The sequence below is a fragment of the Mesorhizobium sp. CC13 genome (assembly GCF_039907765.1).
Taxonomy (GTDB): domain Bacteria; phylum Pseudomonadota; class Alphaproteobacteria; order Rhizobiales; family Rhizobiaceae; genus Aminobacter.
This window is the reverse complement of record NZ_JARDJI010000007.1, coordinates 83,151-104,883: the sequence shown is the minus strand read 5'-3', so window position 1 is coordinate 104,883 and position 21,733 is coordinate 83,151. Positions and strand designations below refer to the sequence as shown.

At 64.8% G+C, this 21,733-nt stretch carries 26 protein-coding genes; 17 read left to right on the top strand and 9 right to left on the bottom strand.

Annotated elements, in window-relative coordinates; translation table 11 throughout:
* The first annotated feature begins 8 nt into the window (after positions 1 to 8).
* The 4 genes from PV773_RS12345 (at position 9) to PV773_RS12330 (ending at position 3,496) form a co-directional block, all read left to right on the top strand.
* Positions 9 to 1,109: a hypothetical protein gene (locus tag PV773_RS12345; protein WP_347966619.1), complete on the top strand. Its 1,101-nt coding sequence runs from the start codon at positions 9 to 11 to the stop codon at positions 1,107 to 1,109.
* 130 nt (positions 1,110 to 1,239) lie between these two features.
* On the top strand, positions 1,240 to 1,461 hold the full coding sequence (locus tag PV773_RS12340; RefSeq protein ID WP_347966618.1) for a hypothetical protein: 222 nt from the start codon (positions 1,240 to 1,242) through the stop codon (positions 1,459 to 1,461).
* Between the two features lie 68 nt (positions 1,462 to 1,529).
* Positions 1,530 to 2,327: a DUF6065 family protein gene (locus tag PV773_RS12335; RefSeq protein ID WP_347966617.1), complete on the top strand. Its 798-nt coding sequence runs from the start codon at positions 1,530 to 1,532 to the stop codon at positions 2,325 to 2,327.
* The gene (locus tag PV773_RS12330) at positions 2,324 to 3,496 is read left to right on the top strand and encodes an MFS transporter (protein ID WP_347966616.1); all 1,173 of its coding nucleotides are present in this window, start codon (positions 2,324 to 2,326) and stop codon (positions 3,494 to 3,496) included. The genes PV773_RS12335 and PV773_RS12330 overlap by 4 nt, the downstream gene beginning before the upstream one ends.
* Before the next feature lie 25 nt (positions 3,497 to 3,521).
* Here PV773_RS12330 and PV773_RS12325 read toward each other — a convergent pair whose 3' ends face one another.
* Entirely contained in the window at positions 3,522 to 4,670 is a 1,149-nt protein-coding gene (locus PV773_RS12325) for an aminotransferase class I/II-fold pyridoxal phosphate-dependent enzyme (protein ID WP_347966615.1), read from the bottom strand.
* Positions 4,671 to 4,808: 138 nt separating this feature from the next.
* Between PV773_RS12325 and PV773_RS12320 the strand changes: the two genes are divergently transcribed.
* The 6 genes from PV773_RS12320 (at position 4,809) to aat (ending at position 10,102) form a co-directional block, all read left to right on the top strand.
* Positions 4,809 to 6,209 carry a M48 family metalloprotease gene (locus tag PV773_RS12320; RefSeq protein ID WP_347966614.1) on the top strand — a complete coding sequence of 467 codons (1,401 nt, stop codon included), beginning with the start codon at positions 4,809 to 4,811 and terminating at the stop codon, positions 6,207 to 6,209.
* A gap of 50 nt (positions 6,210 to 6,259) precedes the next feature.
* A complete protein-coding gene (locus PV773_RS12315) occupies positions 6,260 to 7,045 on the top strand; it encodes a DsbA family protein (protein WP_347966613.1) in 786 nt (261 codons plus the stop codon).
* A 126-nt stretch (positions 7,046 to 7,171) separates the two neighbouring features.
* On the top strand, positions 7,172 to 7,606 hold the full coding sequence (aroQ, locus tag PV773_RS12310; RefSeq protein ID WP_347966612.1) for a type II 3-dehydroquinate dehydratase: 435 nt from the start codon (positions 7,172 to 7,174) through the stop codon (positions 7,604 to 7,606).
* A gap of 30 nt (positions 7,607 to 7,636) precedes the next feature.
* A complete protein-coding gene (gene accB, locus PV773_RS12305) occupies positions 7,637 to 8,110 on the top strand; it encodes an acetyl-CoA carboxylase biotin carboxyl carrier protein (protein WP_347966708.1) in 474 nt (157 codons plus the stop codon).
* Between the two features lie 18 nt (positions 8,111 to 8,128).
* Positions 8,129 to 9,472, top strand: coding sequence for an acetyl-CoA carboxylase biotin carboxylase subunit (accC, locus tag PV773_RS12300; protein ID WP_347966611.1), 1,344 nt, complete (start codon positions 8,129 to 8,131; stop codon positions 9,470 to 9,472).
* A gap of 12 nt (positions 9,473 to 9,484) precedes the next feature.
* Positions 9,485 to 10,102, top strand: coding sequence for a leucyl/phenylalanyl-tRNA--protein transferase (gene aat, locus PV773_RS12295; RefSeq protein WP_347966610.1), 618 nt, complete (start codon positions 9,485 to 9,487; stop codon positions 10,100 to 10,102).
* 9 nt (positions 10,103 to 10,111) lie between these two features.
* On the opposite strand, the gene PV773_RS12290 is transcribed toward aat, so the two are convergent.
* From PV773_RS12290 to PV773_RS12280, 3 genes are all read right to left on the bottom strand, one after another.
* The gene (locus PV773_RS12290) at positions 10,112 to 10,489 is read right to left on the bottom strand and encodes a hypothetical protein (RefSeq protein ID WP_347966609.1); all 378 of its coding nucleotides are present in this window, start codon (positions 10,487 to 10,489) and stop codon (positions 10,112 to 10,114) included.
* Positions 10,490 to 10,559: 70 nt separating this feature from the next.
* Positions 10,560 to 11,141 (bottom strand): DUF2155 domain-containing protein, encoded by a 582-nt coding sequence (locus PV773_RS12285; protein ID WP_347966608.1) that lies wholly within the window; start codon positions 11,139 to 11,141, stop codon positions 10,560 to 10,562.
* Positions 11,142 to 11,327: 186 nt separating this feature from the next.
* Positions 11,328 to 11,726: an NADH:ubiquinone oxidoreductase subunit NDUFA12 gene (locus PV773_RS12280; protein ID WP_347966607.1), complete on the bottom strand. Its 399-nt coding sequence runs from the start codon at positions 11,724 to 11,726 to the stop codon at positions 11,328 to 11,330.
* A 147-nt stretch (positions 11,727 to 11,873) separates the two neighbouring features.
* On the opposite strand from PV773_RS12280, the gene PV773_RS12275 reads away from it, so the two are divergent.
* The 3 genes from PV773_RS12275 to panC all read left to right on the top strand — a co-directional run bounded on the left by PV773_RS12275 (position 11,874) and on the right by panC (position 14,164).
* Positions 11,874 to 12,356, top strand: coding sequence for a hypothetical protein (locus PV773_RS12275; RefSeq protein WP_347966606.1), 483 nt, complete (start codon positions 11,874 to 11,876; stop codon positions 12,354 to 12,356).
* Positions 12,357 to 12,485: 129 nt separating this feature from the next.
* Positions 12,486 to 13,322: a 3-methyl-2-oxobutanoate hydroxymethyltransferase gene (gene panB, locus PV773_RS12270; protein ID WP_347966605.1), complete on the top strand. Its 837-nt coding sequence runs from the start codon at positions 12,486 to 12,488 to the stop codon at positions 13,320 to 13,322.
* Positions 13,319 to 14,164 (top strand): pantoate--beta-alanine ligase, encoded by an 846-nt coding sequence (panC, locus tag PV773_RS12265; RefSeq protein ID WP_347966604.1) that lies wholly within the window; start codon positions 13,319 to 13,321, stop codon positions 14,162 to 14,164. The genes panB and panC overlap by 4 nt, the downstream gene beginning before the upstream one ends.
* Positions 14,165 to 14,277: 113 nt before the next feature.
* On the opposite strand, the gene PV773_RS12260 is transcribed toward panC, so the two are convergent.
* Both PV773_RS12260 and gatB read right to left on the bottom strand, forming a co-directional pair.
* Positions 14,278 to 14,769: a GNAT family N-acetyltransferase gene (locus tag PV773_RS12260; RefSeq protein ID WP_347966603.1), complete on the bottom strand. Its 492-nt coding sequence runs from the start codon at positions 14,767 to 14,769 to the stop codon at positions 14,278 to 14,280.
* Positions 14,770 to 14,774: 5 nt separating this feature from the next.
* Positions 14,775 to 16,277, bottom strand: a complete 1,503-nt coding sequence (gatB, locus tag PV773_RS12255) for an Asp-tRNA(Asn)/Glu-tRNA(Gln) amidotransferase subunit GatB (protein WP_347966602.1) — start codon at positions 16,275 to 16,277, stop codon at positions 14,775 to 14,777.
* Positions 16,278 to 16,602: 325 nt separating this feature from the next.
* Here gatB and PV773_RS12250 point away from each other — a divergent pair, with 325 nt between their 5' ends.
* Positions 16,603 to 16,860, top strand: coding sequence for a YjhX family toxin (locus PV773_RS12250; RefSeq protein ID WP_347966601.1), 258 nt, complete (start codon positions 16,603 to 16,605; stop codon positions 16,858 to 16,860).
* Between the two features lie 50 nt (positions 16,861 to 16,910).
* Here the strand turns inward: PV773_RS12250 and PV773_RS12245 are convergent, their stop codons facing one another.
* Both PV773_RS12245 and PV773_RS12240 read right to left on the bottom strand, forming a co-directional pair.
* Complete coding sequence (locus tag PV773_RS12245) at positions 16,911 to 17,342, bottom strand: CBS domain-containing protein (protein WP_347966600.1); 432 nt, start codon at positions 17,340 to 17,342, stop codon at positions 16,911 to 16,913.
* A gap of 104 nt (positions 17,343 to 17,446) precedes the next feature.
* Positions 17,447 to 18,169, bottom strand: coding sequence for a rhomboid family intramembrane serine protease (locus PV773_RS12240; protein WP_347966599.1), 723 nt, complete (start codon positions 18,167 to 18,169; stop codon positions 17,447 to 17,449).
* Positions 18,170 to 18,529: 360 nt separating this feature from the next.
* On the opposite strand from PV773_RS12240, the gene PV773_RS12235 reads away from it, so the two are divergent.
* From PV773_RS12235 to PV773_RS12225, 3 genes are all read left to right on the top strand, one after another.
* Positions 18,530 to 19,168, top strand: a complete 639-nt coding sequence (locus tag PV773_RS12235; protein ID WP_347966598.1) for a PAS domain-containing protein — start codon at positions 18,530 to 18,532, stop codon at positions 19,166 to 19,168.
* A gap of 119 nt (positions 19,169 to 19,287) precedes the next feature.
* Positions 19,288 to 19,905 carry a PilZ domain-containing protein gene (locus PV773_RS12230; RefSeq protein WP_347966597.1) on the top strand — a complete coding sequence of 206 codons (618 nt, stop codon included), beginning with the start codon at positions 19,288 to 19,290 and terminating at the stop codon, positions 19,903 to 19,905.
* 450 nt (positions 19,906 to 20,355) lie between these two features.
* A complete protein-coding gene (locus PV773_RS12225) occupies positions 20,356 to 20,958 on the top strand; it encodes a transglutaminase-like cysteine peptidase (protein ID WP_347966596.1) in 603 nt (200 codons plus the stop codon).
* A gap of 107 nt (positions 20,959 to 21,065) precedes the next feature.
* On the opposite strand, the gene PV773_RS12220 is transcribed toward PV773_RS12225, so the two are convergent.
* The gene (locus PV773_RS12220) at positions 21,066 to 21,599 is read right to left on the bottom strand and encodes a gamma carbonic anhydrase family protein (protein ID WP_347966595.1); all 534 of its coding nucleotides are present in this window, start codon (positions 21,597 to 21,599) and stop codon (positions 21,066 to 21,068) included.
* Between the last annotated feature and the right edge of the window lie 134 nt (positions 21,600 to 21,733).

Here is a 21,733-nt window from a genome sequence, read left to right as displayed (position 1 = left end):
GGGGGCCAATGATCGACGGACGCGCCGTTTCAGTTCCACTCGTCATCGAGGAACCCGTGGAGCCGGTGCTCGCCAGGCTCGGACGTACCGAGGACATCCGCTTTTCGCCGAGCAACCGGCGCCTCGCCGTCGCCGGCTTCGGCAAGAGCAGGTGCCTGCTCCTGGACGTCGAAATCCATCGCACGGCCGCATCCGCGACCCTTGGGATCACGGGCTATCTGCAGATAGAATCAGCGGCGTTGAGCGAGCCGCATGGCTTCGACTTCGTCGACGAGCATACGCTGGTCGTTGCCAACCGGCGCGGCTTCGTGAGCCTGTTTCGGCTTCCCGAGCGAGCCGGAGTGGAGCGAACGATCGAGCTTTCGCCATTCCGGATGGTCCACCGCGCAAGTCCCTGGCGGCGCATCCACTCTCCGGGCTCGGTCTGCGTAACCCGGGCCGACGCGGAGACATGCGAGATTCTCGTCTGCAACAACTACAGGCATCGCATCACCCGACACGTCGTCGGGCTCGCCCGCACCTCGGTTCGCAACAAGATCCTGCTCGACCGCGGGCTCGACATACCCGACGGCATCGCCCTCAGCCCGGACAAGGCGTGGATCGCCGTCAGCAATCACAACACTCACACCGTCCTCATTTTCGACAATCGCAGCGCTCTCGGCCGGCACTCGGCAGCCATCGGCACCCTCCATGGCGTCAGCTATCCGCACGGCCTGCGTTTTTCGCCCGACGGCAGGCGTTTGTTCGTCGCCGATGCCGGCAGCCCGCACGTGCTTGTCTATGATGCCAAGGACGGCGATTGGAGCGGCGAGCGAAACAGCAGCCTTTCGATCGTCGTGATGAGCCAGGAGATATTTCTGAAGGGGCGCAACAACCCCCAGGAGGGAGGCCCCAAGGGGCTGGACATCGACGCCAGCGGCCGACTGCTGGTTGTCACTTGCGAGGAACAGGCGATCGCCTGCTTCGACATTGCGAGGTTGCCGTCCGAAGATGCACCTGGCCGGCTTCCATCCGGTTGTGGGCCGGAAGTTCTGCGGCCCGCCCATGCTGCAGACAACCCGCTAAACATAACCGCCGCGACGGCGGTTGCCTCTCCGCCGAGCCAATAGTCATAGTCTATTATGCATATATGAATGCATCATCTATCCGATCCCAATGATCTCGCAACAATTGACTTTCCATCACAATGAAGGAAACATGCGAGTTGCATTTTTTCTTCTTTTCTTGGGAGGGACCAAAATGACATTCGACATAGCTGACAGTTCAAAAGTACAGATTGCCAACAAGAGCCCCCTTTTCCCGACAGCGTATGAAGTCCCGGCGTCGATCAGGGACGCCGGCGACGTTCAAATCGCCAACAAGAGTCCGCTGTTCGGCAGTGCGCCGGAAAGCTGCCATGCGATTGCCGACGATGGTCGCGTGATCATCGCCAACAAATCCCCGTTGTTTCAGCCCAACTAGCGATGCCGATGCCGCCAGCAGCCGTAGCGTCCTGGTTGGTTGAGCATCAATAGTCGGTAACAAGCGTGATGGGACATCCCATCACGCTTGGACATTTCACGGCAATCTCCGTTCAGCCAATGGCCGATAGCGTTCCGGGCAACTTCTCGATCAAGTTCTACCGCATGGTCCCCTCGGCCCCCACGCCCGTGGCCGGAGATCATTCCGCTGGCGGAACCATGCCGATGCGGGCTTTTCGCTATTGCGAACCGATGCGTTTGGCTTCGTCTGTCGGCTGGTACATTTTCCCGCCCATCGACTTCAGTCTTGTGTGGGACGGCGCCACCACCCGCTGGACGTTCAAGGGTGCCGACGCCTGGTACAATCTCGACGGTGCCCAGTTCCCGAACTTCCGCTTGCTTTTCGACAAGCTCAGCCCGGAGAGGGTCCGGGGATATTCTCCACAGTTTCTGGGTGCAGTAAGCCATCCGGGTGTCGTTCAGATTTGGAGCGGGCTCGCAGCCAGAACCTCTGAAGACTGGAGCCTCCTGGTGAGGCCTCCCGCGAACCTACCGAGAACGCAGAATTTCCAGGGATTTGAAGGGATCATCGAAACGGACCGGTGGTTTGGTCCCCTCTTCACCAACATCAGACTTACCAAGACAGACGTGCCCGTCGACTTCAAGGTCGACTACCCGTTGTTCATGGTGCAACCCGTTCACAGGTCGACCGCCGATCTGGTCGGCAAGACGCCCGTTGAGGTTGTTGGCGGATTGGAGCAATTCCTCGACAGCGATTGGGACGACTATCACAAGACCATCGTCGAACGGGTCGGCGAAAAGCGCGTCACGGGCGATTACGCAAAACGCTCCCGCAAGCGAAAATGACGCTATCTGGCGAAACCCATCAGACGCGTCCGGCTGCACTGCGCCCGCGACTTGCGCTTGCATCCCCGATACTTGGAAACGCTGCTTACATCGTCGAGATATCGGGGTTTTCGATCATTCTCGCAAGTTTTGCCGCCTCGTCGGGCACCGATCCCGACCGGGTCGTCTGGATCTATTCCGTCTATAGCGCCGTCGTTGCAATCGCTATCCTCGCCGGGGGATGGATCGGCGACCGGTTCAGCGCCCGGCTCGTCTTTGTGCTTGGTATGACCCTCTTCATACTGGGGGGCGTAGGCTTCTTCTTCGCGACGACGCTCGGCATGCTGCTCGTCGCGCGCCTGCTGCAAGGGGCTGGCGGAGGGCTCTTCTCGCCGATGGTACCAGTCCTGCTCATAGCGGGCTCCAAGAGCACGGACAGCAAGATCCTTTCCAGTTGGGCCATCCTCAGCGGCCTTGTCGCCGCCGCAGCCCCCCTGACCTTCACCATGCTGTCGGATTCATTCGGCTGGCGTGCTGCCGCCTTGGCGATTCCCGGAATTGCCCTTTCCGCCCTGGTTTGCGCACGTTGGCTGCCCCGAACGACGCGAGAACACGAGCCCAGGAAACTGCCGCGAAGCACCGCCTTCTGGATGCTGGCCGCCCATGTCTTCTGCGTCTACGGTCTCACCACCTATTTTCTGTATGTGGTGCCGCTGCAGGCGGTGGACATCGGCATTTCTCATCTTGCTCTGGGTACCGCGCTTTCCACGCTCTGGCTCGCCTTTGCGGCCGGAAGCGGCGTCGTTCGCAGGCTGAACGACGACCGGCACCTGCTTGCCTACCTCGTACTCGGTGTCGCGCTGGACTTCATCGCGATCGCCTTGTTTTTGCTGAACCCTGCCACCATCACGCTGTTTGCCGGGGCGATTATCCTTGGCGCCGGGATGGCATTGAACAATGTGCCGACGACCGTGCTGATGCTGCGACTGGCACCGCCGCAGTCAAAGGGAATGGCCTCGAGCATCGACATCGTCGCCGCCCGCGCAGGCGGGATAGCAACCGTCAGCCTTCTCGGCACGGCGCCCTCACCGGGCCTCATCGGCGTGGTCGCATTGTCCATCCTGGGGGTGGCGTCGCTTGCTCGGTTGTTTGGGACCAACGCCACAACAGCAATCTCAAGCACGAACTAGCTGTAGGCGCAGCCAGCGTTCGAGGTCACCGCAGCCAGCGCTCCAGCCGGTCCATCGCCTCGACCATGTCGTCATGGCTTCCGGCATAGGAGAAGCGCATATAGCGGTGGCCGGCGAGCGTGTCGAAGTCGCGCCCTGGCGTTGCCGCCACATGCGCCTCGGCAAGCATGCGGCGCGCGAATTCCATGCTGTCGTTGGTCAGCCGCGAGACATCGCAGAACGCATAGAAGGCGCCGTCCATCGGCGCGGCGAAACTGAACCCCAGCGCCGGCAGCCGCACCTCCAGGAGTTCGCGGTTCCAGGCATAGCGCGCCTTGACCGCCTCCAGTTCTTCGGTGGCGTTGAACGCCTCGATGGCCGCTACCTGCGACAGCTCCGGCGCGGAGATGTAGAGCGACTGGGCGATGCGCTCGACCGGCCGCACCAGCCGCTCCGGCAGCACCATCCAGCCGATGCGCCAGCCGGTCATGCAGTAATATTTGGAGAAGGAATTGATGACCGTCACGTCCTGGTCAAAGGCGAGCGCGGTCACGTCCGGCGCGCCATAGGCGAGGCGGTGGTAGATCTCGTCGGAGATCACCGCGATGCCAAGCTCGCGCGCGGCGTCGACAAGCGCCCTGAGCTCGCCCGGCGGCACCACCGCCCCGGTCGGATTGGCGGGGCTCGCGAAGAGCACGCCCTTCAGCGGCTTTTTCGCGTGCGCCTGCCTCAGGTGATCGGCATGCAGGTAGGCCGCGCCGTCCAGTTCGATCTCGACCACGTCGAGCCCGAGCGCGCCCATGATGTTGCGGTAGGCCGGGTATCCGGGCGCGGCGATCGCCACCCTGTCGCCGGCGTCGAACATGGCGAGGAAGGCCAGGTTGAAGGCGGCCGAGGAGCCGGTGGTCACCGCGATGCGCGAATCAGGCACCTCGACGCCATAGTGATCGGCATAGTGGGCGGCGATCGCCCGGCGCAGCCCGGCGAGCCCGAGCGCGTCCGTGTAGCCGATGCGCCCCAGCTTGAGCGCCGCCGCAGCCGCATCGCGCACCCTTTGCGGCGCCGGGTCGGAGGGCTGGCCCACCGCCATCGACACCACCGGAGTGCCGAGCGCCTTGAGCCTGTTGGCTTCGGCGAGTATGTCCATCGCATGGAATGGCTCGACTTCGCCGCGCCGTGATATAGCAACAACCATCTTCTTCGTTCGCTTCCCTTGCCGCCACGCTGGCAACACGCCGCACAATTGCCCGATTGGTATGGGGATCACAAGTTGATGAGATTTTCGAACCTGCCTTTTCATCGCCCGAGGGCTCGTCTACGAGTGTTTCCCGCAATGCACAGCCACGGTAGTCTTTCGCGTTTCCTCGCAAGAACGGCGCGCGCCTTCACCGGCCTTGCGCTGGCGGGGGGGCTCGCGCTGAGTTCGACGGGCGCTGCGCTGGCGCAGCGCGTGCCGATCGTCCGCGACGCCGAGATCGAAGCGCTCGTGCGCGAGTACGCCCGGCCCATACTCAAGGCTGCCGGCCTCGGCAATTCCGGCATCAACATCGTGCTCGTCAACGACCCGGCATTCAATGCCTTCGTCGCCGGCCGGCGCATCTTCATCAACACCGGCGCACTGATGACGGCCGAGACGCCGAACGAGATCATCGGCGTGCTGGCCCACGAGGCCGGCCACATCGCCGGCGGCCACCAGGAGCGCCTGCGCGACCAGCTGGAACGCGCCCAGACCATGGCGATCGTCGCCGCCCTGCTGGGCGCCGGCGCGATGGTCGCGGGTGCTGCCACCGACACCAGCGGCCTGGGTGCCGCGGGCGCCGGCATCGTCTCCGGCGGATCGGAGATGGCACGGCGCAGCCTGCTCGGCTACCAGCGTTCCGAGGAAACGACCGCCGACCGCTCGGCCCTCACCTATCTCAACGCCACCGGCCAGTCCGCCCAGGGCATGCTGAAGACCTTCCAGCGCTTCCAGAACGCGCTGTCCTTGTCCGGCGCGCGGGTCGACCCCTACCGGGTCAGCCACCCGATGCCACGCGAGCGCATCGCCAATCTCGAAACGCTGGCGCGCGAAAGCCCCTATTTCGACAAGGCCGACCCCGCCGCGCTGCAGCAACGCCACGACATGATGCGGGTCAAGATCGCCGTCTATACCCAGGGCCAGGCGGCCGCCTCGCGGCTGTTGCGCGGCAGTACCGACAGCCTCGCGGTCAGCTACGGCGACGCCCAGGCGACCTATCTCTTCGGCGACCTGCGCTCGGCGCTTTCCAAGGTCGATGCGCTGATCAAGTCGCAGCCGAAGAACGCCTATTTCCACGAGTTGCGCGGCGACGTCCTGATGAAGTCGAACAAGCCCGCAGCGGCGGCGGAAGCCTATGCCACTGCGGCCCGGCTCGATCCGGCCAAGTCGGGCATCCTGCCCATCCAGCTCGGCCAGGCCTATCTCGCGATCGGCACGCCCGATGCGCTCAAGAAGGCGGTCTCCGAAATTCGCAAGGGCCTCGACCGCGATCGCGAGAACGCTTCGGGCTACCGCTACCTGGCCCAGGCCTACGGCATGCTCGGCGACGTGGCGGACGCGGATCTTGCGACCGCCGACGGGCACTACTACAGCGGCGCCTATCAGGACGCCAAGATCTTCGCCATGCGCGCGCAGCAGAAGCTGCAGCGCGGCTCGCCGGGCTGGGTGCGGGCGCAGGACATCATCAACTACAAACAGCCGGGCAAGAAGAAGTGAACCTTTTGCACGGGGCGGCGACAAAGCCGAAAGGGCTGGAGACTGAGATCATGAAAAAGGCAATCCTTCTAGGGACGACGGGCATCGCCGTCGCATTCGCGATGCTGGCGCTGGGTGCACTGGCCCAGCCGAACGCCGCGCACGCCCAGAACGCGCAGCTCGACCGCAAGGAAGTCGAGAAGATCGTGCGCGAATATCTGCTCGACAATCCCGAAATCCTGCTCGACATGCAGAATGCGCTGGAGGTCAAGCAGAAGGAGGCGCAGCGTACCGCCGCCATCGAGACCATCAAGCAGTACAAGGAAGAGATCTTCAATTCGCCGTCCGACGGCGTCGTCGGCAATCCCAACGGCAAGATCACGATCGTCGAGTTCTACGACTACAACTGCGCCTACTGCAAACGCGCCCGCGCCGACATGCACGCGCTGATGCAGGAGAACCCCGACCTCCGCTTCGTGCTCAAGGAATTCCCGATCCTCGGGCCGGATTCGCAGAAGGCCCATGTCGTGTCGATGGCCTTCCTCAAGCTGATGCCGGAGAAGTATCTGGAGTACCACGACAAGCTCCTGGGCGGCGAAGGCCGTGCCGGCGAGGAACGCGCCATCAAGGTCGCGCTGGAGCTCGGCGCCGACGAGGCGAAGCTGCGCGAGGGCATGAAGGACCCCGCCATCATCGACGCCTTCAACAAGACCTACGATCTCGCCAACAAGCTGTCGATCAGCGGCACGCCTTCCTACGTCGTCGGCAACGAGGTGGTCTTCGGCGCCCTCGGCAAGGACGTGCTGACCGAGAAGATCGTGGCCGCCAGGGCCTGCAAGGAAGACGCCACCTGCTGAGCGCCCGCTACAGCCGCCGCTGTGGACAGCGCAAGAAGTCGCTTGCGCTCTTTTCGCGGCGGCTTATGCCGATTATAGAGGGTCCGCCGCGCCAGAGAGGATCTGGCGGGCGGAAGGGTCTATAAATTGAAAACGGTTTTCGTCCTCAACGGTCCGAACCTCAACATGCTGGGCAAACGCGAGCCCGGCATCTATGGCGGCAAGACGCTGGCCGACATCGAGGCCGACTGCATGGCAGCCGGCGCGGCGCTCGGTATTGCGATCGATTTCCGCCAGTCCAACCACGAGGGCGTACTGGTCGACTGGATCCACGAGGCCGGCGAGAAAGCCGCCGGAATCGTGCTCAACGCAGGCGCCTACACCCACACCTCGATCGCGCTGCAGGACGCCATCCGGGCAGTCGCCCCCCTGCCGGTCGCCGAGGTGCACCTTTCCAACATCCACGCCCGCGAGCCGTTCCGCCACAAATCGATGGTGGCGCCGGTGGCCGTGGGCATGGTCTGCGGCTTCGGGCCGCTCGGATACACGCTGGCGCTTCAGGCGCTGGCCGCCCGGCTCTGACCGGAAACAGAAAGAGAAAAAGGCTTGAACATGTCGACGAAGAAGACCGGTGGTGTTGACCAGCAGCTCGTCCGCGACCTTGCAGGAATCCTGAACGACACCAATCTGACCGAGATCGAAGTCGAACTCGGCGATCTCAAGGTGCGCGTCTCGCGCCAGTCCCAGGCCGTTCACGCCGTCGCTGCCGCGGCACCCGTGCACGTTGCGGCGCCGGCCCCGGTGAACTCCACCCCCGTGGCGGCGATCGCAGCGCCGGCCGCCGACAACTCCAAGAACGCGGTGCCCTCGCCGATGGTCGGCACCGCCTATCTGGCGCCGTCGCCCGATGCCAAGCCGTTCATCGAGATCGGCGCCAAGGTCAAGGAAGGCCAGACGCTGCTCATCATCGAAGCCATGAAGACGATGAACCAGATCCCTGCCCCGCGCGCCGGGACCGTCACTGCGATCCTGATCGAAGACGCGCAGCCTGTCGAATACGGCATGCCGCTCGTCATCGTCGAGTAAGCCGGAAGGCTGCGCGCAATGTTCCAGAAAATCCTGATCGCCAATCGCGGCGAAATCGCCCTCAGAGTGCTGCGCGCGGCCAAGGAGCTCGGCATCCAGACGGTTGCCGTGCACTCCACCGCCGACGCCGACGCCATGCATGTGCGCCTTGCCGACGAAAGCGTCTGCATCGGCCCGCCGCCGTCGCGCGACAGCTATCTCAACATCCACCAGATCGTCGCGGCCTGCGAGATCACGGGCGCCGATGCCGTCCATCCGGGCTACGGCTTCCTGTCGGAGAACGCCAAGTTCGCCGACATCCTGGCCGCCCACAACATCACCTTCATCGGCCCCTCGGGCGACCATATCCGCATCATGGGCGACAAGATCGAGGCCAAGCGCACCGCAAAGCGCCTCGGCATCCCGGTCGTCCCCGGTTCGGAAGGTGCGGTCAGCGACGAGAAGGAAGCCAAGCGCGTCTCCGCCGAGATCGGCTATCCGGTCATCATCAAGGCCTCCGCCGGCGGCGGCGGCCGCGGCATGAAGGTGGCGCACAGCGAGGCCGACCTCGAGATCGCGCTCGCCACCGCCCGTTCGGAAGCAGGTGCGGCCTTCGGCGACGACGCCGTCTACATCGAGAAGTACCTGCAGAAGCCGCGGCACATCGAAGTCCAGATCTTCGGCGACGGCGCCGGCAAGGGCGTGCATCTCGGCGAGCGCGACTGCTCGCTGCAGCGCCGCCACCAGAAGGTCTGGGAAGAGGCCAATTCGCCCGCCCTCAACAGCGAGGAGCGCTCGCGCATCGGCGACATCTGCGCCAATGCGGTGGCAAATCTCGGCTATTCCGGCGCCGGTACCATCGAGTTCCTCTACGAGAACGGCGAATTCTACTTCATCGAAATGAACACCCGCCTGCAGGTGGAGCACACGATCACCGAAGCGATCACCGGCATCGACCTCGTGCACGAGCAGATCCGCGTCGCCTCGGGCGGCGGCTTGTCGGTCAAGCAGAGCGACATCCGTTTCCACGGCCATGCCATCGAATGCCGCATCAATGCCGAGGATCCGCGCACGTTTGCGCCGTCGCCCGGCACGATCACGCATTTCCACACGCCCGGCGGCCTCGGCATCCGCGTCGATTCGGGCGTCTATTCCGGCTACAGGATCCCGCCCTACTACGACAGCCTCATCGGCAAGCTGATCGTGCACGGCCGCAACCGCGTCGAGTGCATGATGCGGCTGAGGCGCGCGCTCGACGAATTCGTGGTAGACGGTATCAACACGACGTTGCCGCTGTTCCGCGATCTCGTCGGCAACCCCGACATCGCCAACGGCGATTACGACATCCACTGGCTGGAGAAATACCTCGCCAAAAGCGAGTAGAATGGGGGTCTCATGACCCGACCCTATGCGCCCGGCTACAGCATACCCACTGACCTTCTGTTGAAGGCCTATGCGTCGGGCGTCTTTCCCATGGCCGAGAGTGCCTCTGACCCGGAAGTCTTCTGGGTCAGGCCCGAGACGCGCGGCGTCATTCCGCTCGACGCCTTCCACGTGCCCCACAGCCTCGCCAAGACCATCCGCCAGGGCCGTTTCGAGATACGCGTCAACAGCGACTTCGAGGCCACGATCGACGCCTGCGCCGAAAGGCGCAGCGGACGTCTGTCCACCTGGATCAACGGCCCCATCCGCGAAGCCTATACGCGCCTTCACAAGATCGGCCACGCCCACTCGGTCGAGGCGTGGCATGGCGACTGGCTCGTCGGAGGTCTCTACGGCGTGTCGCTCGGGCGCGCCTTCTTTGGCGAAAGCATGTTCTCGCGCGAGACGGATGCCTCGAAGGTCTGCCTCGTGCATCTCGTCGAGCGGTTGCGCGAGCGCGACTTCGCGCTGCTCGACACCCAGTTCACCACCGACCACCTGAAGCGGTTCGGCGCGGTCGACGTGCCGCGGGCCCGCTACGAGAAGCTGCTCGCCGGCGCTATCGCCGGCCACGCCGCCTTCGCCCCTTAAGGCAGGCTCTTAGCCCTTGCCCTTGCCTGGCTCCGCGCCGAGCGGCGTCTGGGCGTGGAACATCATCTTCCAGCCCTGCAGGCGCCTCACATAGCCGGTGCTCACCAGCGCCCGGTAGGGCTCGCCATTGTCGCGCTCGGCACTGGCTTCATAGGTCAGGACGGCGATGTCGTTGCCGGGCTCGACAATGCCCTTGAGCTTCATCTCGAGGTGCTTCCAGCGGTTCGGCTTGCTTGCCGTCGCCGCAAGGTCGGCATTGCTCATCACGCCGGCCATGTCCGGAAAGGCCACAAGGCACTCGCGGTCGGCATGCTCGGCGAAGAACTTGGAATCGCCGGTCCAGAACTTGCGTTCGAGCTCCAGCAACTGATCTCGGTCCAGGGTCACGGCTCGATCCTCCGTCTGCGTCGTCCCTTGCGGTCAACGCAGAGCATCGATGGCCGTTCCCGCAGGAGGCTTAGTTGGTCTTGGGGGCTTCCGGCGGAGGAATGTCCGACTTCTGCTTGCAGCCCTTGAGCCACACGTCGTAGACGGCGTGCTCGACCGCGTTGAGACCGGGGCTCTCGGCGAACATCCAGCCGGTGAAGATGCGGCGGATCTTGCGGTCGAGGGTGATCTCGTCGACCTCGACGAAGGAATCCGTCTTGGGCTCCTCGTTCTCGGGCCGCGAGTAGCAGACGCGCGGCGTCACCTGCAGCGCTCCGAACTGAACGGTCTCGTCGACATAGACGTCGAAGGTGATGATGCGGCCGGTGATCTTGTCGATGCCGGCGAATTCGGCGACCGGGTTCTTGATGCGCTGCGGCTGCGCCGGCTTGGGCGCCGGCTGGCCCTGCTGCTCTTCTTCGGCCTGCGACGGGGTCTGCTGCGGCGCCTCGCCCTGTGCCGGCTGGGTGTCGTCGAGCGCCGGCAGGTCGTCGCCCTCGAAGGGGACCTCCTCCTCGCTCGGGAAGACCTGCGGATCGAGCGGCAGCCTCTCGATGCTGTCCTGAGCTATCGCCTGCCCGAGGCTGGCGCACAGGGCAGCCGCCGCCAGCATGGCCTTCGCCGTCGATCGTACGTTCGAAGCAGCCCGCCCAGTTCTTGTCATGCAGTCGTTACCGCCGTTGCGCCGGAGTGACATCCACTCGGTGATTCCCTTGGCCAAGGCTAGTGGCCTCAACCCGATGGGCAAGCCGTTAGCTGCCAATTGTGGCGACAAATGTCCGGGCAGCGGAAGCGGGCGTTACGCGCCGGGCGTCCAGGCGTCGTAGTCGCCGGTCACCTGCGGCCGGTGCGAGGTGCCGAGCACCGATCCCTTCGGGCGGTAGGCGGCAGCCGATCCGGTGAGGTTCGGCTGGTGCGGCTTCTGCCAGTCGCGCGGGATGTAGTTGTCCTGGCTCGGCGCCACGTCGACGCGATGGTGCATCCAGCCGTGCCAGCCGGGCGGAATCATCGAGGCTTCCGAATAGCCCTTGTAGATCACCCAGCGGCGGGTGCGGCCTTCGGAGTCCTTGCCGCCCTCGTAGTAGGTGTTGCCGAACTCGTCCTGGCCGACCTTGGTGCCTTTGCGCCAGGTGTGGAGGCGCGTGCCAAGGGTCTGGCCATTCCACCAGGTGAAAAACTGGACAAGGAATTTCTTCATCGGGTTCCTCGCGGCGGGCGCGTCGAATGTTTCCCGCTTATGGCGTCCCCCTCGCCCGAACGCAAGGGTTTAGCACCGGCTGCGACGATTGGCAGGGAGACAATCACAACCTACTGTCCGGCATTTGCCGCCGCGGGGACAGCCGAAATGCCCTCCATGCAGATCCTGGAAATGCTGAGCATGCTGGTGACCATCTTCGGCCTGCCGCTCGCCATCTTCATCTTCGTCTACGAGCAGCGCAAGGAGCGCATCAACGAGGAGGAGGAGATCTACCAGATGCTCTCGGACGGCTACACCAACTTCCTGACGCTGTCGCTCGACCATTCCGACCTGCAGCTCCAGTCGCAGCAGGCGACCAGCGACCTCAGCCCCGAGCAGCGGGACCGCCTGCTAGCGATGTTCGCCATCCTGATCTCGCTGTTCGAGCGCGCCTATCTCGTCGCCTACGAGCCCGGCATGCCCGAACGGCGCAGGCGCCGCTGGGCCTCGTGGGAGGACTTCATGCGCGAGTGGTGCCGGCGCGAGGATTTCCGCGCCGCCCTGCCCCAGCTGCTGCCCGGCGAGGACCCGGAATTCGCCGCCTACATACGGCGCATCGCCGCGGAAGAAGCAGCCGGCCGATCGTCCTGACGGACGATGTTTTTGCAACTGCTCACGCTTTCATCTCGCACTTGCAAAAACATTAGCCGGTCCGTAAACAACTCTGGCCCCATCGGGCTCTCGCGCTGGCCTAGGCCAGCAGCGTCGAGGGAGGAACATATGGCATCTGACGCGCCAGCCGCAGGCGGCCGCATCACGCCCGCAGGTCTGCTGCGCCGCAAGGGCGGCGTGCCGATCGTATGCCTCACCGCCTACACCTACCCCATTGCCCGGCTGCTCGATCCGCATGTCGACCTCTTGCTCGTCGGCGACAGCGTCGCGATGGTGCTGCACGGGCACGAGACCACGCTCGGCGCCACCATGGACATGATGGTCGCCCACGGGCAGGCGGTGATGCGGGGCTCGAGCAACGCCTGCGTCGTCGTCGACATGCCCGCCGGCTCCTACGAAGACTCGGTCGAGAACGCCGTCGCCTCCGCCCGGCGCATCGTGGACGAGACCGGCTGCGACGCAGTCAAGCTCGAAGGCGGCGTGACGATGGCGCCGCAGATCGCGGCCATCGTCGCCGCCGGCATCCCGGTCATGGGCCATATCGGGCTGTTGCCGCAATCGGTCGAGAAGGAAGGCGGCTACAAGATCAAGGGCCGGTCCGACGAGAACATCGTGCAACTCCATGCCGACGCCCGCGCGGTCGAGGCGGCGGGCGCCTTCTCGGTGGTGATCGAGGGCACCATGGAGCCGGTCGCGGCCGCTTTGTCCGCCATGCTCGCGATCCCGACGATCGGCATCGGCGCCAGCCCGAAATGCGACGGCCAGATCCTCGTCATCGACGACGCGATCGGGCTCACCGTCGACCGCGTGCCAAAATTCGTCAAGCAATACGCCCATCTGCGCGACATCGTCGCGGATGCGGCCGCAGCCTACGCCAATGACGTCCGCAGCGGCGCATTCCCCGCGCCGGAGCATCTGTTCACCCCCGACAAGGACAAGGCATGACCGAGGTCGTCGAAACCGTCTCCGCCCTGCGCGCACAGGTCAACGCATGGCGAGCCGCCGGGCTCAAGGTCGCGCTGGTGCCGACGATGGGCGCCCTGCACGAGGGGCACGTCTCCTTGATGCGCGCCGCACTGCAACGCGCCGACCGCTGCGTCGTCTCGATCTTCGTCAATCCGCGCCAGTTCGCGCCGACCGAGGACCTCGACAAATATCCGCGCCAGCTGGCGCTCGACCTCGACAAGCTGCACCGGGCCGGCGTCCACCTCGCCTTCACCCCGAGCGTCGACGAGGTCTATCCCGAGGGCTTCGCCACGACGATTTCCGTCGGCGGCCCGTCGGCCGGGCTCGAAACCGACTTCCGTCCCGCCTTCTTCGACGGCGTGGCGACGGTGGTCGCCAAGCTGTTCGTCCAGGCCGCGCCCGACCTCGCCGTCTTCGGCGAGAAGGACTACCAGCAACTCTGCGTCGTCAGGAAACTCTGCCTCGACCTGAATCTGCCGGTCGAGATCGTCGGTTCGCCGACGATCCGCGACGCCGAGGGCCTCGCCATGTCGTCGCGCAATGCCTATCTCAGCCCGGCCGAGCTGGAGATCGCGCGCAAGCTCAACAAGGCGTTGCGCAAGGCGGCGGCAGCACTTGAGGACGGCGCCGACGGGACGGCGACGATGGCAATGGCGCGGCAGGAGATCCTCGATGCCGGCTTCGACGTCGTCGACTATGTCGAGGCGCGCGAGAGCCTGACGCTCGCGCCCTGGAGGCGCGGGGCCGAAGGCCGCGTGCTGGTGGCGGCACGGCTCGGCAAGACGCGCCTCATCGACAATGTCGAGGTCCGGAAGACCTGAACTTGACGCGCTGACTGGCGGCAGATTGACGGCGGGCTACCGGTCTGAGGCGCCGTTTGCGCTAGCGCAAGCAGAAAACACGCCGTTCGCAAGCTGGGATTGCCTGCAAGGCTTCAGCCCAGCCGCTTCTCGAAGATGAGCGCCGGAATGCCGGACTGTTCCGCGCCGCCATCGGCCGTCTCCCCGACCTGCGCGAAGCCGCTGGCCCGGTAGAAGGCAATCGCCCCGGCGTTCGACTTCTCGACCTCGAGGCGCAGGGTGCGCGCTTCCGGGAAGCACTGCTCGACCTCGTCGAGCAGCAGGCGGCCGACGCCCGCCCGCTGGTTGCCGGGCCGCACGTCGAGTTGATGGAGCACGACGGTCTTGCCGTCGCTGGTCGCGGCGGCGAAGGCCGTACCGGCGATCCGTTTGCCGTCGTCGGCGACCAGGAATTCCGAGTTCGGCCGCGTCAGCCGCGCCTTGAGCGCGGCGAGCGAATGCCACTCGGCCGTGATCTCGTCCACCCGCTCGGCGCCGTAGATGGCATCGTAGGCCGCGTGCCAGGTGTCGGCGAGCAGCACCTTGATCGTCTCAAGGTCGCGTTCGCTCGCCGTGCGGACGAACATCCGCCTTACTCCTCGATACCGAGCTTGGCCTTGACCAGGTCGTTGACCGCCTGCGGGTTGGCCTTGCCGCCGGTGGCCTTCATCACCTGGCCGACGAACCAGCCGGCCATGGTCGGCTTGGCGCGCGCCTGCTCGGCCTTGTCGGGATTGGCGGCGATGACGTCGTCGACGGCCTTCTCGATGGCGCCGGTGTCGGTCACCTGCTTCATGCCGCGGCTCTCGACCAGTTCCTTCGGGTCGCCGCCCTCGTTCCAGACGATCTCGAACAGGTCCTTGGCGATCTTGCCGGAGATCGTGCCTTCCTTGATGAGGTCGATGATGGCGCCGAGCTGGTCGGGCGACACCGGAGCTTCCTCGATGTCCCTGCCGGCCTTGTTGAGCGCGCCGAGCAGGTCGTTGATGACCCAGTTGGCAGCGAGCTTGCCGTCGCGTCCGGAAGCCACCTTCTCGAAATAGTCGGCGATCGCCTTTTCCGACACCAGGATCGAGGCGTCGTAGACCGACAGGCCGAGCGCCTTGACCAGCCTTTCCTTCTTGTCGTCGGGCAGTTCGACGAGATCCTTGGCGAGCGCATCGACATAGGCCTGGTCGAATTCGAGCGGCAGGAGGTCCGGATCGGGGAAGTAGCGGTAGTCGTGCGCCTCTTCCTTGGAGCGCATCGAACGCGTCTCGCCCTTGTTCGGGTCGAACAGCCGCGTCTCCTGGTCGATCTTGCCGCCGTCCTCGAGGATGGCGATCTGGCGCCGCGCCTCGTATTCGATGGCCTGGCCGACGAAGCGGATCGAGTTGACGTTCTTGATCTCGCAGCGCGTGCCGAACTCACCGCCAGGACGGCGCACCGAGACGTTGACGTCGGCGCGCATCGAGCCTTCGTCCATGTTGCCGTCGCAGGTGCCGAGGTAGCGCACGATGGTGCGCAGCTTGGTGACGTAGGCCTTGGCCTCGTCGGCCGAGCGCATGTCCGGCTTGGAGACGATCTCCATCAGCGCCACGCCCGACCGGTTGAGGTCGACATAGGACATGGTCGGGTGCTGGTCGTGGATCGACTTGCCGGCGTCCTGTTCGAGATGCAGGCGCTCGATGCCGATGTCGATGTCCTCGAACTCGCCCTTGCGGTCGGGGCCGACCGAAATGGTGATCGTGCCTTCGCCGACGATCGGCTGCTTGAACTGCGAGATCTGGTAGCCCTGCGGCAGGTCGGGATAGAAGTAGTTCTTGCGGTCGAACACCGACTTCAGGTTGATCTGCGCCTTCAGCCCGAGGCCCGTGCGGATCGCCTGGCGCACGCATTCCTCGTTGATGACGGGCAGCATGCCGGGCATCGCCGCGTCGACGAGGCTGACATTGGCATTGGGCTCGGCGCCGAACGCCGTCGAGGCACCCGAGAACAGCTTCGCCTCCGAAGTCACCTGGGCATGAACCTCGAGGCCGATGATGACTTCCCAGTCGCCGGTGGCGCCGGGGATCAGTCGCTTGGGATCGGGCGTGCGGGTGTCGATGATGGTCATGGTGATCCGGAATCGCTTGTCTGTTGTGTCGGCTCGTGTCGGCCGACAAACCTTGTGGTTTCGCTAGATCAATCGTTGCCGTGTTGCAACCTTTCCCGTTCGAAATGCGGGGCATCGCCGCGCCACTCTGGCATTTCGCGACAGCCGCGCCTATATCGCCATCGTCCTATGGAGAGTGGATGTTCAACTCGTCTGAGTCCCGCTGAGGCCCCGACCTTCCGAGGAAGGCGGGGCGTGAAAACCTGAAACCCCGTGCCGCGAAGCTTCGCGGCGGCGGCATTTTTCATTGGCTGTTTCAGCCAGGTTTTCCGGGACATCTCCAAGCATGGACATTTCGCGCACGGAGCAGCGCATCCTCCACATGCTCGCCCAGGGCGGGCGCATCGAAATCGAGAAGAACGAACACAGGAAGGTCGAGGCGGTGATCTGCCTCACCCGCGACGGCTGGCGCTATCCGGGCTTCGACCTCGAACTGTTCAGGAAACTGAAGCGCAAGAAGGCGGTCGCCTCGTCCAATGGCGGCCCCTATCGCATCACCCGGCGCGGGCTCGAACTCGTCCGCTCCGAACTCGACAACAGGTGACCGCGAAACACCGCCGGTCGGGTCTCCCGGCCGGCGGCACCGCGCCAGCCTCAGGCGGTGGCGATGTAGGCCTTGATCTCCTCGGCCTCGCGCTCGACGTCCTCGATGCGGCGCTTGACCACGTCGCCGATGGAGACGATGCCGTGGAGATAGCCGTCGCGCTCGACCGGCAGATGGCGGAAGCGGCCGTTGGTCATGATCTCCATGACCTGGTTCACGGTGTGGCTCTCGTTGCAGATCTTGACCTTGGGGGTCATCACTTCGCGCACGGTCCTGTCGAGCGCCGAAGCGCCTTCCTTGCCGACCACGCGCACCACGTCGCGCTCGGAGAGAATGCCGACGATCTTGCGGTCGCCATTGGTGACGACCAGCGCACCGATCCGGTGCTCTGCAAGCATGCGCGCGGCCTCCGACAGCGGAACGTTGGGGCCGACGGTGAACACGTCATGGCCCTTCTTGTCCAGGATTGCCTTCACAGTCATCGGGACCTCCTTCCGTAGCGGTCTGCGCATGCACTTCCAGTGGCCATTGCGGCCGATTGCATGGTGCGCTGCATCAGGCCGCATTTCAAGTGCGCAGCGCGGCGCTAGGCGGGCCTGCGGTCGAAGAGACGGACGCCGAAGAAGCCGGCCAGGAAGCCGCCGATATGGGCTTCCCAGGCGATCTGGTTTTCGACGCCGGGCGCAAAACCGACGAGACCGGTGATCAGGTTGATGACCATCCAGACGCCGAGGAAGGTCATCGCCATGCGCGATCGGAGCACCTCGCCGATGGGCAGCACGGCGCCGGCGAAGGCGGGCTGCCCCTGCGCGCGGTCGATGCGGAAATTGAAGCGGGCGGCGGCGCCCATCATGCCCGAGATCGCACCGGATGCGCCGACCAGCGGGGCATTGTCGAGCGGATGCAGAACGTAGTGCAGCATAACCGCGGCCAGCGCGGTCACCGCGAAGAACAGCGAGAAGCGCAGCGCCCCCAGCCGGTTGGCCAGCGGCGAGCCGAAGACGGCGAGCCAGACCATGTTGATGATCAGGTGGGCGTAGCCGCCATGCAGGAACGCGTAGGTCAGCGGGCTGGTGAAGGCGTAGACGTCCAGGTCGAACTGCCCGGAGTAGCGGATCGGGATGAAGGCCGCGCGCACCAGCAGCCGGAAGTCCTGGTCGGGCGTGAGCACGTAGTCGCGCAGCAGCTGGATGGCGACGCAGGCAGCGATGATGGCGATCACGATGCCGGGCATGTTGAAGACCGGCTCGCGCCGGTTCGGCTCCGCCGCCGGCGCTTCGTTCTCGATCGGGTTGGCTGGCTCGCTCATTCTGCTCGGGTCCGTCTCGGTCATCCGCCCCATCTACGCGACCGCCGGCCAAAGCGCAAAAAAAGAAGCCGTCCAGGGTTTCCCCTGAACGGCTGGTCGAGCCCCCTTGCCCGCCCCCAAACCTTTGACTGAAGTGCTGCCGGCCGCCGGGCGGCCAACATCATGGAGTGACCGAAGCCTGCCACGCGGCGCCCGGCGCGGCAACGTAAACCACTTGTTAACCTTAACGTCCCCCAGCCGTTAACAACTGTTACTGTGACTGGCACGGGTCCTGCTCCACCGCTCATGTAGTCCTCAAGAATGAAGCGATTCTGTCCAGCGATGGCACATCCCGAACAGGATCGCTCGGAGCGGAGCAAGATGAAACAGAAAGGATCGCTGGCACTGTTCCAGTATTGGAACCGCCTTCGCGACGGCCGGCCCGCACCCAAACGCACGGAAGTCGAGCCTGCCGACATCAAGGGCCTTCTGGCCGACACCTTCATCCTCGAACGCGATGCCCGCGGCGAGGCCGTATTCCGGCTCGCGGGCACGCGGCTGTGCGCCACCTTCGGGCGCGAACTCAAGGGATTCTCGTTCCCGTCGCTGTGGCGGCAGAAGGACCAGCGCCTGATCGCGCGCCTTGCCTACGGCGTGTTCCAGCAGAAATCGGTGGTCGTGATCGGCTTCGAGGGCTTCACCGCAAGCCGGCGCTGCGCGACCTTCGAGATGCTGCTCCTGCCGCTCGACGGCGGCGTCGAGAACCCGCGCAGCCTGGGCGTCCTGTCGAGCGCCGACCGCCCCTTCTGGCTGGGCTCCGACCCGATCACGGACGCCTCGATCGAGAGCGTGCGCGTCGTCGATCCGAACGTCGAGCCGATGTATCTGAAGAACCGCCCCGCAGTGACCGTGCCCTCGCTGGCGCCCAGCGACGCGACGCTCGAGGGCGAGCCGAACCCGCTCGACGGGGCGCGCCGCATCCGCCACCTTTTCGTGCTCGAAGGCGGACGCGAGGAATAGGCGGAACCGGCTTACGCAGGGGTAGCCGCTACGCGCTTTATTAACCTCTTTGGCGCTAGCTTGTGGCGATGGCTCCCTGCCGCTCACGGTCCATGGGAGTTTGCGGCAAAGAGGGCAAAATGAGGCCAGCGGCGATCGATTACGCGCCGTCACGAGCGGAACGGCGCAACTTCCAGCGCGTCCGCGTCAAGATTTACGGCCGGTTCATGCTCGAGGATCGCAGCGAGCATGCCGGACAGGTCATCGACATGTCTCCCGGCGACGTCGCCTTCCGCACCGATCACTCCGGCGCTCCGGGCGAGAAGGTCATCGCCTATATCGACCATATCGGCCGCGTCGAAGGCGTCGTCACGCGCCGCCTGCCGGACGGCTTCGCGATGACGGTCATCGCTTCCGAGCGCAAGCGCGACAAGCTGGCTGCGCAGCTCACCTGGCTTGCCAACAAGCACGAGCTCGACCTGCCCGAAGACCGGCGCCACGAACGCGTCGCGCCGCGCAACCCGGTCAGCGTCCTGCAGCTCACCGACGGCCGGCAGTATCCGTGCCGTATCATCGACCTGTCGCTGTCGGGCGCTGCCATCGAGATCGAGGTCAAGCCGGCCATCGGCGTCCAGGTCATGCTGGGCACCATGCGCGGCCAGGTCGTGCGTCACTTCCAGGATGGCGTCGCCATCGAATTCGCCGTCGTCCAGCGGCCCGAGACGCTCGACTCCGAATTCAACAGGCCGCGTACCTAGAACCTGTTCCATTCCGACTGGATCGGAATGGATCTCCGTTGTCCCGACGAAGCTCGTTTCTTTCGAAAACCGGTCCCGGATTAAGGGGCCATGCTCCGGCCGACGCCAGGCCGATCCGCTCGCTCCTGCGACATCTCGTCCAGCACCGGCCAGCCACATCCCGAAACCGCTACAGCCCACCCAAAGGCGTCTTCGGCCGCCCGCGCCCCGCACACCGGCCCCTGCCCCATTTCGGCACAGCCCCATCCTGCCGTGCCGAAACGAGCCAGGAAACGCATGGCGCATCGTGCCATTTCGATAAAATTCCAATCAAATTCTCCTCAAAATTTATTCTTATTATATTCTTGATTTCAGAAACTCCTGTTTTGTTTTTACTCAACATCTACTTCGTCGCTTTGCGTGAAATAAATCCGCACCTGTCATTGTCTTCTCAAACGGGGAGACAATCACATGAACAAGCGACAGGGATGGCTGGTTCTTCTGGCCGCCACACTCCAGGCCGGCGCTGTCGGCACCGCGCTGGCCGTGCCGTCGGTCATGCAGACCAACGGCCGCACGACCCAGCCGGTCGGGCACTACGAATTGTGCAAGCGGCTTCCGGACGAGTGCAGCCAGAAGACCGATGTCCGCGCGCCGGTGGAACTGACCCGCACGCTCTGGCAGGCGATGGTCGACATCAACAACGAGGTCAACACCGCGGTCGCGCCGCGCACCGACATGGAAATGTGGGGCAAGGAAGAGGTCTGGTCCTATCCCGCCAGCGCCGGCGACTGCGAGGACTACGCGCTGGAAAAGCGCCGCAAGCTGATGGACCTCGGCGTTCCGGCGGGCGACCTGCTGCTGACGGTCGCGCGCCAGCCCAATGGCGAGGGCCATGCGGTGCTGACCGTCCGCACCAGCATGGGCGAGTACATCCTCGACAATCTCGACCCGCGCATCATGGCCTGGGACGAGACCGTCTATACCTATCTCAAGCGTCAGTCGGAGCGGAACTCCGGCGTCTGGATCGGCATCAACGACGGCCGCGCCGACTCCGTCGCGTCGGTTCGCTAGACAACTCCCGGGAAAACCCGGTCGCGTCCCCACCCTCCCCGTCCCCAACGACCGGGTTCAGGAGCCGGCCCCCATCCAGGGCCGGCTCCGTTCTTTTTACCCGCCGGTCAGTCGGCCACCTTCTTCAGCCCGGCCTTGAAGCGCTTCTGGTTGGCGACATAGTCCGCCGCCGACTTGCGCAGCCGATCGGCTGCGGCATCGTCGAGCTTGCGCATCACCTTGGCGGGCGAGCCGACGATCAGCGAATTGTCGGGGAATTCCTTGCCCTCGGTCACCAGCGCGCCCGCACCCACCAGGCAGTTCCTGCCGATCTTCGCGCCGTTGAGCACGATGGCGCCCATGCCGATCAGGCTGTTGTCGCCCACCGTGCAGCCATGCAGGATGGCGCGATGGCCCACGGTGCATCCCTCGCCGATGGTCAGCGGATAGCCCGGATCCGTGTGCATCACCGTGTGTTCCTGGATATTGCTGCGCGCCCCGATGGTGATCGGCTCGCGGTCGCCGCGGATCGCCGCGCCGAACCAGACACCGACATCGCGGCCGATCCTGACGTCGCCCACCACCGACGCGTCCGGCGCGATCCAGTTGCTGTCGCGATCCTCGAACCTCGGCTCGGTTCCATCTAGTGCATAAAGCGGCATCTTGAAATCCCTTGCGATTATCCGGGCGCAAACTATGGAGCACGGGTCCGCATGGCAAGCGCCGGACGCATTAACCGCCGCTTAACCATGCCGGCGCAATGTCGGTGCGATATTAGGCCGCCTCCGCAGCGCGC